Annotated in this window: 15 protein-coding genes; 6 read left to right on the top strand and 9 right to left on the bottom strand. The window is 69.5% G+C overall.

What is annotated here, in order from left to right; all coding sequences use genetic code 11:
- Window positions 1-39 precede the first annotated feature (39 nt).
- From GGQ63_RS22310 to GGQ63_RS04525, 6 genes are all read left to right on the top strand, one after another.
- Window positions 40-594, top strand: a complete 555-nt coding sequence (locus GGQ63_RS22310) for an LbetaH domain-containing protein (protein WP_210308385.1) — start codon at window positions 40-42, stop codon at window positions 592-594.
- Between the two features lie 64 nt (window positions 595-658).
- Window positions 659-1,507: a glycosyltransferase gene (locus GGQ63_RS04545; protein WP_183853017.1), complete on the top strand. Its 849-nt coding sequence runs from the start codon at window positions 659-661 to the stop codon at window positions 1,505-1,507.
- Window position 1,508: 1 nt separating this feature from the next.
- Complete coding sequence (gene galE / locus GGQ63_RS04540) at window positions 1,509-2,492, top strand: UDP-glucose 4-epimerase GalE (protein ID WP_183853015.1); 984 nt, start codon at window positions 1,509-1,511, stop codon at window positions 2,490-2,492.
- Window positions 2,489-2,680, top strand: coding sequence for a hypothetical protein (locus GGQ63_RS04535; protein WP_183853013.1), 192 nt, complete (start codon window positions 2,489-2,491; stop codon window positions 2,678-2,680). The genes galE and GGQ63_RS04535 overlap by 4 nt, the downstream gene beginning before the upstream one ends.
- 161 nt (window positions 2,681-2,841) lie before the next feature.
- A complete protein-coding gene (locus GGQ63_RS04530; RefSeq protein WP_183853011.1) occupies window positions 2,842-4,146 on the top strand; it encodes a hypothetical protein in 1,305 nt (434 codons plus the stop codon).
- A gap of 77 nt (window positions 4,147-4,223) precedes the next feature.
- Window positions 4,224-5,462: a glycosyltransferase gene (locus tag GGQ63_RS04525; RefSeq protein WP_183853998.1), complete on the top strand. Its 1,239-nt coding sequence runs from the start codon at window positions 4,224-4,226 to the stop codon at window positions 5,460-5,462.
- Between the two features lie 13 nt (window positions 5,463-5,475).
- On the opposite strand, the gene GGQ63_RS04520 is transcribed toward GGQ63_RS04525, so the two are convergent.
- The 9 genes from GGQ63_RS04520 to GGQ63_RS04480 all read right to left on the bottom strand — a co-directional run bounded on the left by GGQ63_RS04520 (window position 5,476) and on the right by GGQ63_RS04480 (window position 14,338).
- Entirely contained in the window at window positions 5,476-6,441 is a 966-nt protein-coding gene (locus GGQ63_RS04520) for an NAD-dependent epimerase/dehydratase family protein (RefSeq protein ID WP_183853009.1), read from the bottom strand.
- Window positions 6,442-6,448: 7 nt separating this feature from the next.
- A complete protein-coding gene (locus GGQ63_RS04515) occupies window positions 6,449-7,276 on the bottom strand; it encodes a creatininase family protein (RefSeq protein WP_183853007.1) in 828 nt (275 codons plus the stop codon).
- 2 nt (window positions 7,277-7,278) lie between these two features.
- Window positions 7,279-8,316, bottom strand: a complete 1,038-nt coding sequence (locus tag GGQ63_RS04510) for an ADP-ribosylglycohydrolase family protein (RefSeq protein ID WP_183853005.1) — start codon at window positions 8,314-8,316, stop codon at window positions 7,279-7,281.
- Entirely contained in the window at window positions 8,313-9,242 is a 930-nt protein-coding gene (locus tag GGQ63_RS04505) for a carbohydrate kinase family protein (RefSeq protein ID WP_183853003.1), read from the bottom strand. Before GGQ63_RS04505 ends, GGQ63_RS04510 begins: the two co-directional genes overlap by 4 nt.
- Entirely contained in the window at window positions 9,239-10,327 is a 1,089-nt protein-coding gene (locus GGQ63_RS04500; RefSeq protein WP_183853000.1) for an ABC transporter ATP-binding protein, read from the bottom strand. Before GGQ63_RS04500 ends, GGQ63_RS04505 begins: the two co-directional genes overlap by 4 nt.
- A complete protein-coding gene (locus tag GGQ63_RS04495; RefSeq protein WP_183852998.1) occupies window positions 10,324-11,157 on the bottom strand; it encodes a nucleoside phosphorylase in 834 nt (277 codons plus the stop codon). Before GGQ63_RS04495 ends, GGQ63_RS04500 begins: the two co-directional genes overlap by 4 nt.
- Window positions 11,154-11,960, bottom strand: coding sequence for an ABC transporter permease subunit (locus tag GGQ63_RS04490; RefSeq protein WP_183852996.1), 807 nt, complete (start codon window positions 11,958-11,960; stop codon window positions 11,154-11,156). The genes GGQ63_RS04495 and GGQ63_RS04490 overlap by 4 nt, the downstream gene beginning before the upstream one ends.
- Window positions 11,957-12,817 (bottom strand): ABC transporter permease, encoded by an 861-nt coding sequence (locus tag GGQ63_RS04485; RefSeq protein WP_183852994.1) that lies wholly within the window; start codon window positions 12,815-12,817, stop codon window positions 11,957-11,959. Before GGQ63_RS04485 ends, GGQ63_RS04490 begins: the two co-directional genes overlap by 4 nt.
- Window positions 12,818-13,303: 486 nt before the next feature.
- Window positions 13,304-14,338, bottom strand: a complete 1,035-nt coding sequence (locus GGQ63_RS04480; RefSeq protein ID WP_183852992.1) for an extracellular solute-binding protein — start codon at window positions 14,336-14,338, stop codon at window positions 13,304-13,306.
- Window positions 14,339-14,408 lie beyond the last annotated feature (70 nt).

Raw genomic sequence — 14,408 nt, 5'->3', positions numbered from 1 at the left:
GTCGGGTGGCGCGCGTGCGTTGTTGCGATCGGAGGAGCCGTGACGGAAGTGCGGGAGACGCTCGACATCGCCGCGAACCGCCGCGCCCGCAAGTGGAGCCGCAGGGCGCTCGCCGGGCGGCTCGCGTGGGAGACGGTCGGTGTTCTCCTGTTCCGCATAGCCCCGCGGCCCTTCTGGGCCTGGCGGCGGGGCGTGCTCCGTCTCTTCGGCGCGCGGATCGGGCGTGCGGTGCACATCCATCCGACGGTGCGGATCACGATCCCCTGGACCCTCACGGTCGGCGACGAGGTCGGGATCGGCGACCGGGTCGTTCTCTACAGCCTCGGCCCGATCACCATCGGCGCCCGGGCGACGATCTCGCAGCACGTCCATCTGTGCGCCGGCAGCCATGACTTCCGGCGGCCCGACATGCCCTTGCTGAAGCCGCCGATCGCCGTCGGCGAGGAAGCATGGCTTTGCGCCGATGCCTTCATCGGGCCCGGCGTCACGGTGGGCCGAGGCGCCGTGGTCGGCGCGCGCGCCGTCGTAGTGAGGGACGTCGCGGAGCGGACGGTCGTGGCCGGCAATCCGGCCCGGCCAATCGGTGTGCGATGAGTCCTCCGGTCTGGAAGGACGGCGCTCTGCACGGGCGATGCCGAGCCCCCCGGGAGTGCGCGTCGTGAAGGTCTCGGTCTTGCTGCTCGCCTTCAACGAGGAGAAGAACCTCCCGGCCTGTCTCGACGCCCTGGAATGGTGTGACGACATCGTCCTTGTGGATTCGGGAAGCCTCGACCGGAGCGTCGAGGTCGCGCGGGCGCGTGGCGTCCGCGTCTTGCAGAGGCCCTTCGACGACTTCGCCGGGCAGAGAAACTGGGGTCTCGACCACGCGGCCTTTCGCCATGAATGGGTGTTGCATCTCGATGCCGACGAGATCGTCACCGAGGAATTTCGGCGCGCGCTCGATGCGCTGGAGGCCGGTGAGACCCTCGACGGCTATTTCGTTCCGTCGAAGATGATGCTGTTCGGTCGCTGGCTGAAATATGCCGGCTCCTATCCGAGCTATCAGGTCCGGCTCGGCCATCGGGACCGGTTGCGCTTCGTCCAGGTCGGACACGGCCAGCGCGAGGCGGTGCCGCCTTCGCGGGTCGGCACCTTCGATGTGCCCTACCTGCACTACTCCTTTTCGCACGGGCTCTTCTCATGGCTGAACAAGCATGTCCGCTATGCGCGGGACGAGGCCCGGCTCATCCTGGCCGATCGTGCCGCCGCTGGCGGGAGCGCGGCGGCCGGCGGGGCGGTCGGCCGCCGCCGCGCCGTCAAGCGGCTCGCCGCGCGGGTGCCCGTCCTGCTGCGGCCGTTGCTTCGCTTCTTCTATGTCTATGTGGTCCGGCAGGGTTTTCGGGACGGCCGGGCCGGGCTTGCCTATGCGTTCATGCTCTCCGTCTATGAGGGAATGACCGCGATCTTCGTTCTGGAAGCGACGCTCGGTGACCGCACGGCGGCCGAGGAACGACCCGGGGAGCATTGACGTGAACATTCTTGTGACGGGCGGGGCGGGCTTCATCGGCTCGCATGCCTGCAAGGCCCTCGCGGCCGCGGGGCATCATCCCGTCGTGCTCGACGATCTGCGCACCGGCCATCGCCGGGCGGTTCGGTTCGGTCCGTTCGTCGAGGGCGACATCGCGGACCGGATAAAGGTCGAAGCGGTCCTGCGCGAGCACCGGATCGATACCGTCATGCACTTCGCCGCCTCGGCCTATGTCGGCGAATCGGTCCTGCGACCCGACCTCTATTATGCGAACAATGTCGCGGGGTTGCTCGCGCTGCTCGATGCGGTGCGCGCCGCGGGGGTGGGCCGGATCGTGTTCTCCTCGACATGCGCCACCTTCGGTCCGGCCGATCACAAGATCGGCGAGAACGATCGGCAGGCGCCGATCAATCCCTATGGCCGTTCGAAGCTGATGGCGGAGCGGATCCTCGCCGACTACGCCGCGGCCTTCGGTCTCGGCGCGGTCGTGCTCCGTTACTTCAATGCGGCGGGGTCCGACCCGGATGGCGAACTCGGCGAGGACCACGATCCCGAGACGCATCTCATTCCGGCCGCTCTCCTCGCCGCGGCCGGGCTGCGGCCGCATCTCGACGTGTTCGGCATCGATTATCCGACCCCCGACGGCACCTGTGTCCGCGATTTCGTCCATGTCTGCGATCTTGCGGACGCGCATGTCGCGGCGCTCGGCGCGATCGAGCCGGGGCTCTTCAAGGCCTTCAATCTCGGCAATGGTGACGGCATCTCGGTGCGTCAGATCATCGATCGCGTCGAAGCGGTGACCGGCCGGCCGGTCCCGTGGCGCGCCTCGCCGCGTCGTCCGGGCGATCCCCCCTCGCTCGTCGCCGATGCGAGCGCCGCGCGGCGGGAACTCGGCTGGATCCCGCGCTTCGGCGAACTCGACGAGATGATCGGTCATGCCTGGGCTTATATGAGCGGGCCCGGTAGGATGGCTCGTTTAAGTTGAGGATAGCTCTCTTTCTTAATCACTTCGTCTTTCCCGATCATTCGGCGACGACGCAGCTCCTCGTCGAGCTCGACTTCGATCTCGCCGCAGAATGGCAGCGGGTGGTCGTGATCGCCTCGCGGCAGCGCTATGATGCGCCGCAGGAGCGCCTTCCCACGCGGGAGTGGATCGGGGGCGTCGAGGTCTAGAGGATATGCAGCTTATACCCGGGTCGAGGGTCTTTTTTGCCGTTCATTGGCGGCAATTCATTAGTTGCCTGTCCTGAAATCACCCGTAACGCTTTTTTAATTTCTATGCCGCGTCCGGGTTCCCAGCGAATATGGAATCTCCTTTTACGGTAATCTCTGAATTGAAAAACGAAGGCCATCCAACTTCTCGTGCGAGATCAGTCTTTGCGGTCGCCGGATTCCTTCTGACCTATGTCCTTATTGTCTTTAGCCTTCACGGCTTTTCAACGGGCGGCGGCTGGGCAGCACAGGATTCAAGGTTCGCCCATTTTCCAATCATTAACTATTTCATACAAAATGGCTTTGATCTCGGGTATCCGCCAGACCGTATTGCGATGTTTCCGGGCATGCATGCTGTCTTCGCACTGGTGGCCATCTTGTTCCGCCTTCCAGAGTTGCGGTTCGACGGCATCTCGGCGCTGCTGATCCAATCGGTATTTGGTGTATTCTTCTTATCGGGGGTAATCCGAATTGCTTCAAAGCTCAGGCTTGAGCCGGGATCTGCGACGGTATTGTATCTTCCAGTATTTTCATCGAGCTATCCACTGTTCTCGTGGGTTTGGCCTACGACGGACCTGGGATCACTGGCGTTCTACGTCTGGATGCTGGTGCTGTTGATACCCCCGCGGCGATGGAACGCGTCGTCCGCAGGTGCCTATAGTTTGCTCACGGCGTTGTCGCTCCTGTTCCGCCAGAGCAACGCGCTGCTCGGCGCGGCACCGTTGGCAGATCTTCTCGTTCGACGTTGGCGGAGGGGAGGAGGAGGGGCTGGTCTCTCGGTGCTCGCCTGGGCGACGTTCCCGCTTCTTGTGGCAGGGCTTGGTGCCATCCTGTTGCTCTCGATTTGGGGCGCATTGGTGCCACCGGGCTTCGCAGGCATGTCCGCCGTCGGGCCCAACCTTGTTGCGGGTGCGCATATTCTCGCCCTGACGGGACTGATCGGGTGGCCCTTCGCGCTCGTGCTGCTTGGTCAGTTCGGCTTCGCCTCGCGAACGAGCCTGATTGTGGGACTCGCCGGCCTCGCCACGACCGTTCTCTGCGTCGCCACGATGCCGCTCAACTTCGACCCGGCCAGCGGGCGCTTCGGGTCCATTGTCTGGACCCTGCAAGGGCCGCTCTCGGCCCTTCATTTCGAGATCGTCCTCGTGAGTCTCTCAATTTTTGTCGGCAGTCTCATAGTTATTGCGATGGGAGTCGATTGTTACAGAAAAAAATCCATCTATCCTGAGATAGTTATGTTTTTCATGTTTTCAGTAAGCCTGATTGCACAAAGATATTCATGGCAACGCTATGTCGAGCCGCAACTTCTCCTCACGCTCGGCGTTTATTGCTCGCGTTTGCCAATGATCCGTATCGTGCTATGGATCGTCATCGTATGGTTCGCACTTTATGGGACTCTATCGATATTTAAAGGGTTTATGATGTGATCAAGGATATATATAGAGATAATGCCGCCATTTTAGATATATATACTGTTTCGTATAATAATAAAGAGTGACGTGCGATTCCTTCCGTCGTCTTTCTCAACCGCTTCTTCTTTCCCGATCATGCGGCGACGGCGCAGATTGTCGCCGAGCTCGCCTTCGATCTCGCCGCCGAGGGGCGGCGGGTGGTCGTGATCGCCTCGCGGCAGCGCTATGATGCGCCGCAGGAGCGCCTTCCCGCCGTCGAGCGGGTCGGTGGCGTCGAGGTCCACCGGGTCTCGACCTCACGCTTCGGCCGGGCGAACCTCGCCGGCCGCAGCCTCGACTATCTCACCTTCTATCTCTCCGCCGCCTGGCGGCTGGCGCGGCTCGTCCGGCGCGGCGACATCGTCGTCGTCAAGACCGATCCGCCGCTCCTCTCGCTCGTTGTCGGCCCGATCGCGGCGCTTCGCGGCGCGCGGCGGATCGACTGGCTGCAGGATCTGTTCCCCGAGGTCGCCGGCGCGCTCGGTATCGGCGCGGGACGGCTCGGCAAGGCCGGACAGCGGCTCCTCGCCCGGCTGCGCGACCGGTCGCTCCGCCGTGCCGCGGCGGTCGTCGCGATCGGTGACCGGATGGCCGCGCGGGTCGCCGCGGCCGGGGTACCGCAGGGCCGCATCCATGTCCTGCCCAACTGGGCCGACGGTCGGCTCATCCGTCCGATCGACCGGGACGCCAATCCGCTCCGCGCGGCCTGGGGATTGGGCGAGGCCTTCGTCGTCGGCTATTCGGGCAATCTCGGCCGCGCCCACGATTACCGGACGCTCCTCGACGCCATCGGCCGCATCGAGCGGGCGGTGTCCGACGGACCGCCGATCCTCTTCCTCTTCATCGGCGGTGGCGCGCAATACGAGGCGTTCCGCCGCGCCGTCGCCGCGGAGGGGCTCGGCTCGGTGCGGTTCGAGCCCTATCAGCCGCGCGAGCGGCTCGCCGAAAGTCTGTCGGCCGCCGATCTGCATCTCGTTTCGCTGCGGCCGGCCCTCGAAGGGCTGATCGTGCCGAGCAAGTTTTACGGCATCGCCGCCGCCGGCCGGCCGACCCTCTTCATCGGAGCCGCGGACGGCGAGGTCGCGAGGCTGCTCGCGGCGCATCGATGCGGCGCGACCGCGCCCGAGGGCGACGGCGCCGCGCTCGCCGCGACCGTGCTCGACCTCGCCCGGCATCCCGATCGGGCCGCCGCGATGGGCGCGCGGGCGCGGGCCGTCTTCGAGCGGGAATGGGACCGTCCGGTCGCGCTCGCCCGCTGGCGGGCGCTGCTCGACGACATCGCGCCGCCGTAGCGAGGAGATCCGCTCAGCCGAAATCGTCCTCGATGTGGAAGCGGAGCACATCGTCGAAGCTGCGCTCGGCGAGCGCGAAGCCGAGCGCGCGGGCGCGGTCCGCAGCGAAAGCGGCGGGGTAGGCCGCACCGGAGAGTACCGCGTCCGGCTCGAACCGGACGCGCGCCAACGCCGCCGGCCCGGCGATCCGCTCGAGCGCCTCGAGCTCCTCCGCGACCGAGACCGAGAGCCCCGGCAGGGTGAGCGTCCGCTCCGCCCCGAGCACGCCGCCGTCGAGCGCCGCCGCGTGGAGGAGAAAGCCGACCGCCGACCGCGGGCTCGCCATCCAGTGGCGGACAGTCGGGGCGACCGGCAGCACGGCCTCCCGTCCGGCGAGCGGCTCGCGGACGATGTTCGAGAAGAAGCCGGAATTGCCGAAGGTCGGCGGCCCCGGCCGCACGGCGAGCGTCGGCAGGCGCAGCCCGACGGCGTCGACGAAGCCGCGCCGGGCATAATCGTCGAGCAGCAGCTCGCACATCGCCTTCTGGACGCCATACGAACTGTCCGGCCGGACGGGGAAATCGTCCGGGATCAGCGCCGGGAAGGGCGGCGCATAGACGCCGATCGAGGAGGCGTAGACGAAGCGCGGCAGCGGCCCGCCATCCCTTGTCCGGATCGCCTCGAGGAGGCTGCGCGTCGTGTCGAAATTGATCCGGTAGCCCGCCGCGAAGTCGGAATCCGCCTGCCCCATCGCCGTCGCCGCGATGTGGAAGAGGATGTCGGGCGCGGTGGCGATGAGCGCGGCGGCGGTCTCGGGCCGGGCGATGTCGGCGGTTCGGACCATGATCGGGACGGCCGCCGGCTCGGGCGCGGGCGCGGGGACGACATCGACGAGGGTGAGACGCGTCGGCGCCACCCCGCCGATCGGCACCCCGGCGGCGAGCGCCGCGGCGAGCTTGCGGCCGAGCATGCCGGCCGCACCGACGATCGCGACGTGCATGGAGGGCTCAGTCTCCATCCGAGAGGAAGGTGTCCGCGACGAGGAAGTCGGCGCCGATGCCGGCGATCTCGGAGAGCAGCGTGGCGAGCTTCTCGGCCGCGTGCTCGACCAGGCGCCGGCCCGCCTCCGGTGTCGCGGCGGAGGCGTCGCCGCTGACGCCGTAGCGGTTGAGATCCTGCGCCATCCAGCCGAAGCCGCCGAGCCGTCCATTGCCGGGATCGGCCTGCAGCTCGGAGAAGGCGGTGCGAAAATCGAGCGCCCGCGACGGAAAATCGGCGAGCGCCGCGCGGTCGACCAGCTCGGGCCGCAGATGCAGCATCATCGCCGTCTCGATCGCGCCGCCATGGATGCCGTAAGCCTCCTCCTCGGGCGAGAACAGGCCGGGCGGATAGCCGGCGTCGAACCAGCTCGCATAGGCGCAGAGCATGCCGAGGCGGCGGCGGATGTCGAGCGCGACCGGCTGGAGGAGCCCGACCTGGCCGCCATGGCTGTTGAAGATCAACAGCTTGCCGATGCCGGCGCGCGCCGCGCCTTCGAGCACCGTGGTCCAGATGCCGATCAGCGCCGAGGGCGCATGCGACAGCGTGCCCGGATAGGAGAGGTGTTCCGACGAGGTGCCGACCGCCTGCTCGGGCAGGACGAGCACCGAGAGATCGGGCGCGAGCTGCTCGAGCGCGCGGGCGATGATGCCGCGATTGATCAGCGTGTCGGTGCCGAGCGGCATGTGCGGGCCGTGCTGCTCCACGGCGGCGACCGGCAGGATGGCGATCGTGTCGGGCGGCAGGGCGGCGATGTCGCGGGTCGACAGTTCGATCCAGTAGCGGCTCTTCGGCATTCTCAATTCCTCCCTCGCGCCGCCTCGGCGAGGCGCGCCGCGGTGTCCCGCAGGTCGAGCGCGTTGACCCGCTCGATGTCGCGGACGATCTCTTCGGGCAGATCGTCCGCGCCATAGGCGGCGGCGACGGCGCCGGCGAGCATGGCGATCGTGTCGCTGTCATTGCCGCCGTTCACGGCCGCGACGAGCGCGGCCCAGGGCGAGAAGCCGGCGGCGACGACGAGGCCGAGCGCGGTCGGCACCGCCTCCGCCATCGCGACACCATTGCCGATCACGGCTTCCAGTTCGGCCATCGCGGTCTCGGCATCGCCCGGGAACCGCGCGCCGATCTCGGCGGCGAGGGCGATCCGCCGGGCGAGGCTCGGTCCGCCGACGACGCGGCCGCGCAGGGCGGCGATCCGCTCGCCGGCCGCGGCGCCTTCGAGCGCCGCGCCGATCATCCCGGCGGGCGCGCCGCCGCCGAGCCCGTGCGCCACCGCCGCGGCGATCGCGCCGGCGCCGGCGAAGGCGATCTGGGTGTCGTGGGTGGGTGCGGCGAGGAGGGCGGCGATCTCCGCCGCGCCCTCCGGATCGCCGGGCCGCACCGCGCCGGCGACGGGCGCCCGCATCGCGGCGCCGTTCGAGGTCCCGAAGACGCAGGAATAGACGCCGGGGTCGGCGACCGAGGCGGCCGGCGCGCCGCGCTTCAGCGCCTCGACGGCGATCCGTGTCGTCGGGCCGGCGAAGCGGGCGAAGGTCTCCTCATCGCCCGCCCAGGCGAGCAGGCCGCGCACCGCGTCGGACGGCTCGGGGGCGCCGCCCGTCTCGATCAGGATCTCCGCCATGGCGAGCATCTGCGTCGCGTCGTCGGTCAGCCGGCCCGGCGTCAGGCCGCGGGCGAAGGGCGCCTTCTCGGGCGGCGGCGTCAGCGCCGTCACCCTTCCGCCGAAGACGCTGCGGATCTCGGCCGCGCTCATCCCCTCTGTCGCCGCACCGAGCGCATCGCCGACGCAAGCCGCAGCCAGCACGGCGCGGATCCGGTCGGTGTCGGGAAGCATCATCGGGCGGTCTCCAGAGGGCGGGGTACGAGCGTCGTGGCCGCGGCGCGGACGGCCGCCCAGCCGGCCGGCGAGCCGGCGAGGAAGAGGCCGGCCGCCGCGGCGGCGAGCGGCGCAGCGGCGTCGAGGCGGAGGCCGTCCGAGAGCGCGCAGGCGAGGCCGGCGAGGAAGGTGTCGCCGGCGCCGGTGGTGTCGCGCGGGGCGACCGCGAGCGCCGGCACGTGACGCGCCGCCCCGCCCGCAGAGATCACCGCCCCGGCTGCGCCGAGCGTCACGCAGGCGCCGAGCCGGCCTTCGGCGAGGCGGGCGGCGAGATCGGCCGCGGCGGCGATCGCCGTCGAACCCGCCTCCGCCGAAAGCACCTGCGCATTGGTGCAGATCACCGCGCAATCCTTCGCCGCCGCGAGGGCCGCATCGAAGCCGAAACGCTCGATCTCCGGCCTTTCGAGGTCGAGCAGCGCCGCCGCGCCGGCTTGCCGCGCCCGCTCCGCTGCGGCCGAGACGGCGGCCGGATGGAAGAGCTGGGTGGCGAGCACGTCGCCCGCCGCGAAGGTGAGGCCGCGGCCGAGCCCGGCGAGCACAGGCTCGGCGATCGGATCGATGACGATCGCCTTCTCGCCCGTGTGGTCGACGATCACCACCGTCGTGCCGGTCTTCGCCCGCGGGTCGCGCAGGATCGCCCCCGTGTCGATGCCGCGCGCCGACAGTTCGGCGACGAGGGCGTCGCCGGCGGGGTCCGTCCCGAGCACGGTGGCGAGCGCGACCGGCCGGCCGAAGCGGGCGACGGCCGAGGCGACATGGCTCGCCGGGCCGCCGAGCACCTCGCGGCTCGCGGTGGCGAAGGCCTTCTCGTCATGGCCGGGCAGCCGGTCGACCTCATAGACCCGGTCGAGCACCACCGTGCCGAGCACATGGACGCGGCCGGTCATGCCGGAAGCCTCGCGCCGGTCTCGGCGTCGAAGAGGAGCGGCGGCCCCTCGGGCAGGAGCACGCCGACCGATCCGCCGCCGAGGTCGACGGCACCGTCGACGCGGACGAGCAGGCGCTGGCCGGCCGCCTCGACATGCACGATGCGGTCGCTGCCGAGATATTCGACCGCCCGGATCTCGGCCGGCAGCGCGCCCGGCGCGTCGGGAGCACCGAGCCGCAGCCGCTCCGGCCGCAGCGCGAGATCGACCTGCCGGCGCTTCGCCCCGCCGCAGGCCGCGACGAAGCCGGCGGGCGCCGTCCAGGGCTGTTCGCCGAGGCGCAGGCCGCCATCGGCGGCGACCGTGATGCGCAGGAGGCTCGCCGGCGGGCTGCCGACGAAGGTCGCGACGAAGGCCGTCGCCGGCGTCTCGTAGACGTCCCGCGGCGTGCCGTGCTGCAGCACGCGGCCGGCCGACATGACGGCCACCCGGTCGGCGAGGGTGAGCGCCTCGGCCTGATCGTGCGTCACCATGATGGTGGTGAGGCCGGTCCGCTCGTGCAGTTCGCGCAGTTCCACCCGCACGCTCGTCCGCAGCACCGCATCGAGATTGGAGAGCGGCTCGTCGAGCAACAGCAGCCGCGGCTTGATCGCGATGGCGCGGGCGATCGCGACGCGCTGCTGCTGGCCGCCGGAGAGCTCCGCCGGCCGCCGCTCGGCGAGGCCGCCGAGCCGCACGGTGTCGAGCGCCTCGTCGACCATGCGGTCGGCCGTGGCGCGGTCGATCTTGCGCATCTCGAGGCCGAAGCGGACATTGCCGCGCACCGTCATGTGCGGGAAGAGCGCATAGTTCTGGAAGACGAGGCCGATGTCGCGCCGCCAGGGCGGCATCGCGGTGACGTCGGCGCCGTCGAGCGTCACCCGGCCCTCATCCGCGGCGAGCAGACCGGCGAGGATGCGCAGCAGGGTGGACTTGCCGCAGCCCGACGGCCCGAGCAGAGCGAGAAACTCGCCGCGCCGGATGGCGAGCGCGATGTCGGCGAGCGCCGGCGTGCCGCGATAACGCTTCGCGACGCCCTCGATCGCGAGATGCGGCGTGTCGCTCATCGTCCCTCTCGCGCATCCGCCTCGGCGAGCCGGGCGAGCGCCTCGAGCCCGACCCGGATCGCCTCCGCATGGCCGGCACCGGAGCGATGCGGCTCGCCGGTGACGACATTGTCGCCGACCGAGCAGATCGAGCCGCCGCGCCGGCCGTAGAGCCGGGAGAGGGTGAGCACGGCGGCGGTCTCGCGGTCGGTGTTGAGGATGCCGGCGCGGCGCCAATAGTCGATGATCTCGGTGTGCTCGCGCTGCAGATAGCCTCCCGGCCCCGGCCGGCCCCAGCCGGTATATTCGCTGTCGCCCGAACGGGTGATGCCGACATGATGCGGCGCGCCGGCATCGGCGGCCGCCGCGGCGAGCAGGCCGACGAGACGGTGGTCGGCGACGGCCGGATACTCGGCCCGGACATGCGCCTTCGTCATGCCCTCGTCGCGCACCGCGCCGGCCGAGATGACGAGATCGCCGACCCGGACCTTTTCGCTCCAGGCGCCGCAGCCGCCGATCCTGAGCACGGCGTCGGCGTCTGTGAAGTTGAAGAGGTCCATCAGCGCGAGCTCGGCCTCGGGCGAGCCGCTGCCGCCCGAGACGACGCTGATCGGCACGCTGCGCCACGTCCCGGTGACGGTGGTGAAGAGCCCGGTCTGGGCGACGATCTCGGGCGCATCGAGGAAGGAGCCGATATCGCCCTCCATGCCGTCCGGCGAGATGCAGAGCGGGTCGCGCACCGCGAGCACGACATAGCGGGCGACGGTCTCGCGCCGGAATCGGGTGAGCGAGGGCACGCCGTCGCTCTCGAATTTCGGCATGGTGGCGCGGTAGGGATAGTCCTCGATCATGCGCGGGTCCGCTTCCAGCGTTTGGAGATGAGCTCGCCGACGAGCACGGCGAGGAGGATGGCGCCGACGATCATCGCGCCGATGGCCAGCGTAATCGGGTCGACGCCCTGGCTGCGCAGCTGCGAATAGAGCCGCACCGGGAAGGTGATCCAGCGCGATCCGGCGATGAAGGTGGAGACGATCACGTCGTTGAAGGAGACGAGGAAGGAGAAGGCCGCGCTCGTCAGCAGGCCGGGCAGCACGATCGGCAGCGTCACGCGGCGAAAGGCCGTGAAGGGCGGTGCGCCGAGGCTGCGCGCCGCCGCGTCGAGATGCGGGTCGATGCCCGCGAAGGCGGCGATCATGATCCGCACCGTATAGGGCAGCGTGATCGTCGCGTGCGCGAGCACGAGCCCGCCGAGCGAGCCGTTGATGCCGAGAAAGGCGTAGATCTGCAGGAGCGCGATCGACCAGACGATGAGCGGCAGGGTGAGCGGCGCGAGGAGCAGGAGCTCGATCGCGCGACGGCGGCGCACGGCGCCGCGCGCGAGCGGCAGCGCCGCCATGGTGCCGATGACTACCGAGAGCGCCGCGGCGATCATGCCGATCAGCGTGCTGCTGGCGAGCGAGGAGCGGTATTCCGCGCTCGCGAAGGCCGCCTCGAACCAGCGCAGCGAATAGGCCTGCGGGGGAAAGCGGAAGGCCCGGCCGTCATTGAAGGCGGAGAAGATCAGCACGGCGATCGGCGAGAGCACGGCGAGGATGACGAGCACCGTGAAGGCGTCCCAGAGGAGGCCGCGCCCGCGGCTCTGCCCGGCGATCACGGCGCCCGCTCCGCGGCGAGAAGGGCGCGCCGGCCGAGCGCGACGAGGAGACCGGCGGCGCCGATCAGCGCGAGCATGACGACGGCGAGCGCCGAGGCGAAGGGCCAGTCGAGCACCAGCGCCGCCTGCTGATAGGCGATCGTCGCGAAGGTCGCGACCTTGCCCTGGCCGAGGATCTGCGGCGTCACGAAGGAGGTGAGCGCGGCGCAGAAGACGAGCAGCGCACCGGCGAGCATGCCGGGCGCGGCGAGCGGCAGGATCACCCGGCGCCAGACCTTCGGTCGCGTCGCCCCGAGCGACATCGCCGCCTCCTCGAGGCTCACGGGCAACCGGTCGAGCACGGTGGCGAGCGGCAGGATCATCAGCGGCAGGAAGGATTGCACGAGGCCGATCAGGATGCCGGAATCGTTGCCGAGGAAGGGGATCGACCGGTCGATCAGGCCGAGCGCCTTCAGCGTTCCATTGAGGACGCCGAGCGTGCCGAGGATGTTGACGAGGCCGAGCGTCGGCAGCAGCGCGCCGCAGACGAGCGGCACCAGGATGAGCGCGGTGACGAGGGCGCGCGTGCGTCGTGCGCGGCGCACCAGCCACTGCGCGACGGGAAAGCCGATGAGGAGGCAGAGGATCGTGGTCGCCGCGCTCAGGCCGAGCGTCCGGCCGAGGCCGCGCCAGTAATAGAGGTCGGCCGCGATGCGGACGTAATTGTCGAGCGTGAAGCTCCGCTCGACGATCAGCGAGCCCTTCGGCTGGGACCAGAACCCGGTCGCGACGAGCAGACCGAACGGCGCGAGGAACACGACGCCGGTCAATAGGAGCGCCGGTGTGAGCAGCAGAACGGCGGGATCGGGGCGCTTCATCGGGTGTTCCGCTGGTCGAGGGCGAGTGTTTGCCGGGGCGCGGCGAAGCTCCCCGACTATCGAGATCGGCGGCCGGGCATTCCCCTCTCCCGCTCGCGGGAGAGGGCTTTCGGCCTTGGCATCGCAGGCCGCGGCGCGGCCGAGATGCTTAGGCCGGAAGGGTGAGGGTGCCCTCTTCGCCAACCGAAGGAAGGCCCTCACCCCAACCCTCTCCCGCGAAGCGGGAGAGGGGGCCTGGTGCTCTCGTCCCTCTCCCGCGAGCGGGGGCTTGGTGCGCCCGACCCTCTCCCGCTTGCGGGAGAGGGCTTCGCCTCTTGGCGAGGCGAAGCCGAGCCTAGATGCGAAGGGTGAGGGTGCCCTCTTCGCCGACCGGAGAAAGGCCCTCACCCCGACCCTCTCCCGCGGAGCGGGAGAGGGGGCTTGGCGCTCACCTCCCCCTCTCGCGAGCGGGAGAGGGAGGTTCCGAACCTCGAGACGTCGATCGGGCTACTGACCGAGGATTTCCTTGTTCCAGCGCTCGGTCCAGGCGGCGCGCTGCTCGATCACATAGGGCCAGTCGAGCTGGAGCAGGGAGTCGACCTCCTCGGGCTTGTCGATCACGTCGGCGGACACTTCCGGCGACAGCTTCACGGTCTTGTTGGTCGGGCCGAAATAGAGCTGCTCGGCATAGTCGGTCTGGTTCTTGACGCCGAGCGCCAGCGCCACGAAACGCTTGGCGAGATCGGGGTTGGGCGCGCCCTTGACGATGCAGACCATGTCGCGGACGAGCACGGGGCCGGGGCTCTTCGGGAAGGAGAAGCCGATGTTCTTCCACTGCTTGAGGCCGGCGAGCACATAGCCGCTGATCATCGGTGCGGCGACGACCTCGCCGGCATCCATCTGCGCGAACACCTCGTCGAGGCTCGTATAGGTGAGGGCGGGCGGCCCGAGTTCGGCGAGCTTCTTGAACGCGGCGTCGGCATCGTGCTCGTCCTTGCCGGCGAGCCGGGCCGCGACGCCGAGGATGCCGTCGCCTTCCGAGCCGGGATAGGTCGCCTGCGCGATCTTGCCCTTATATTCCGGCTTCCACAGGTCCGCCCATTCCGGCGGGGTGGCGAAGGCCTCCTTGTTGTAGGCGATGCCGAGGCCGACGAGGGACATGGCGTAGCAGCCCTTGTTCATCCCGTCCCAGACGTCCTTGAACATCGCGCTGTCGGGATCGGGCGCCTCGACGAGACCGTCCTTCAGGAGCTGCGGCGCCTCGTAGATGTTGACGAAGGCGACGTCCATGGTCGGGTTGGAGCGTTCCGCATAGATCTTCGAGACGCGGTCGCCGCTGCCGCCGAGCAGGAACTCGACCTTGGCGCCGGTGTCGGCCTCGAGCGGGCCGGCGGCGTTCTGCTTCAGCAGCCGCTCGATGTCGCCGCCCCAGGTGCCGACGACCAGCGTCTTGCCGGCGCCGTCCTGTGCCGATGCGGCGCCCGGCAGGACGGCCGCGGAGAGAAGGAGCGCGAGGCTCCCGATCAGTCGTTTCGCGTTCATGTTCAGTCCCTCTGGAAAGACGGTCCTTCGTCTCGACGGCCCCGGGCGAGGACCTTTTGCGTCCCGGCAT

It is taken from the genome of Prosthecomicrobium pneumaticum (assembly GCF_014199915.1).
Classification (GTDB): Bacteria; Pseudomonadota; Alphaproteobacteria; order Rhizobiales; family Kaistiaceae; genus Prosthecomicrobium; species Prosthecomicrobium pneumaticum.
Note: the sequence above shows the minus strand (reverse complement) of the source record. Positions and strands in the feature narration are given on the sequence as shown.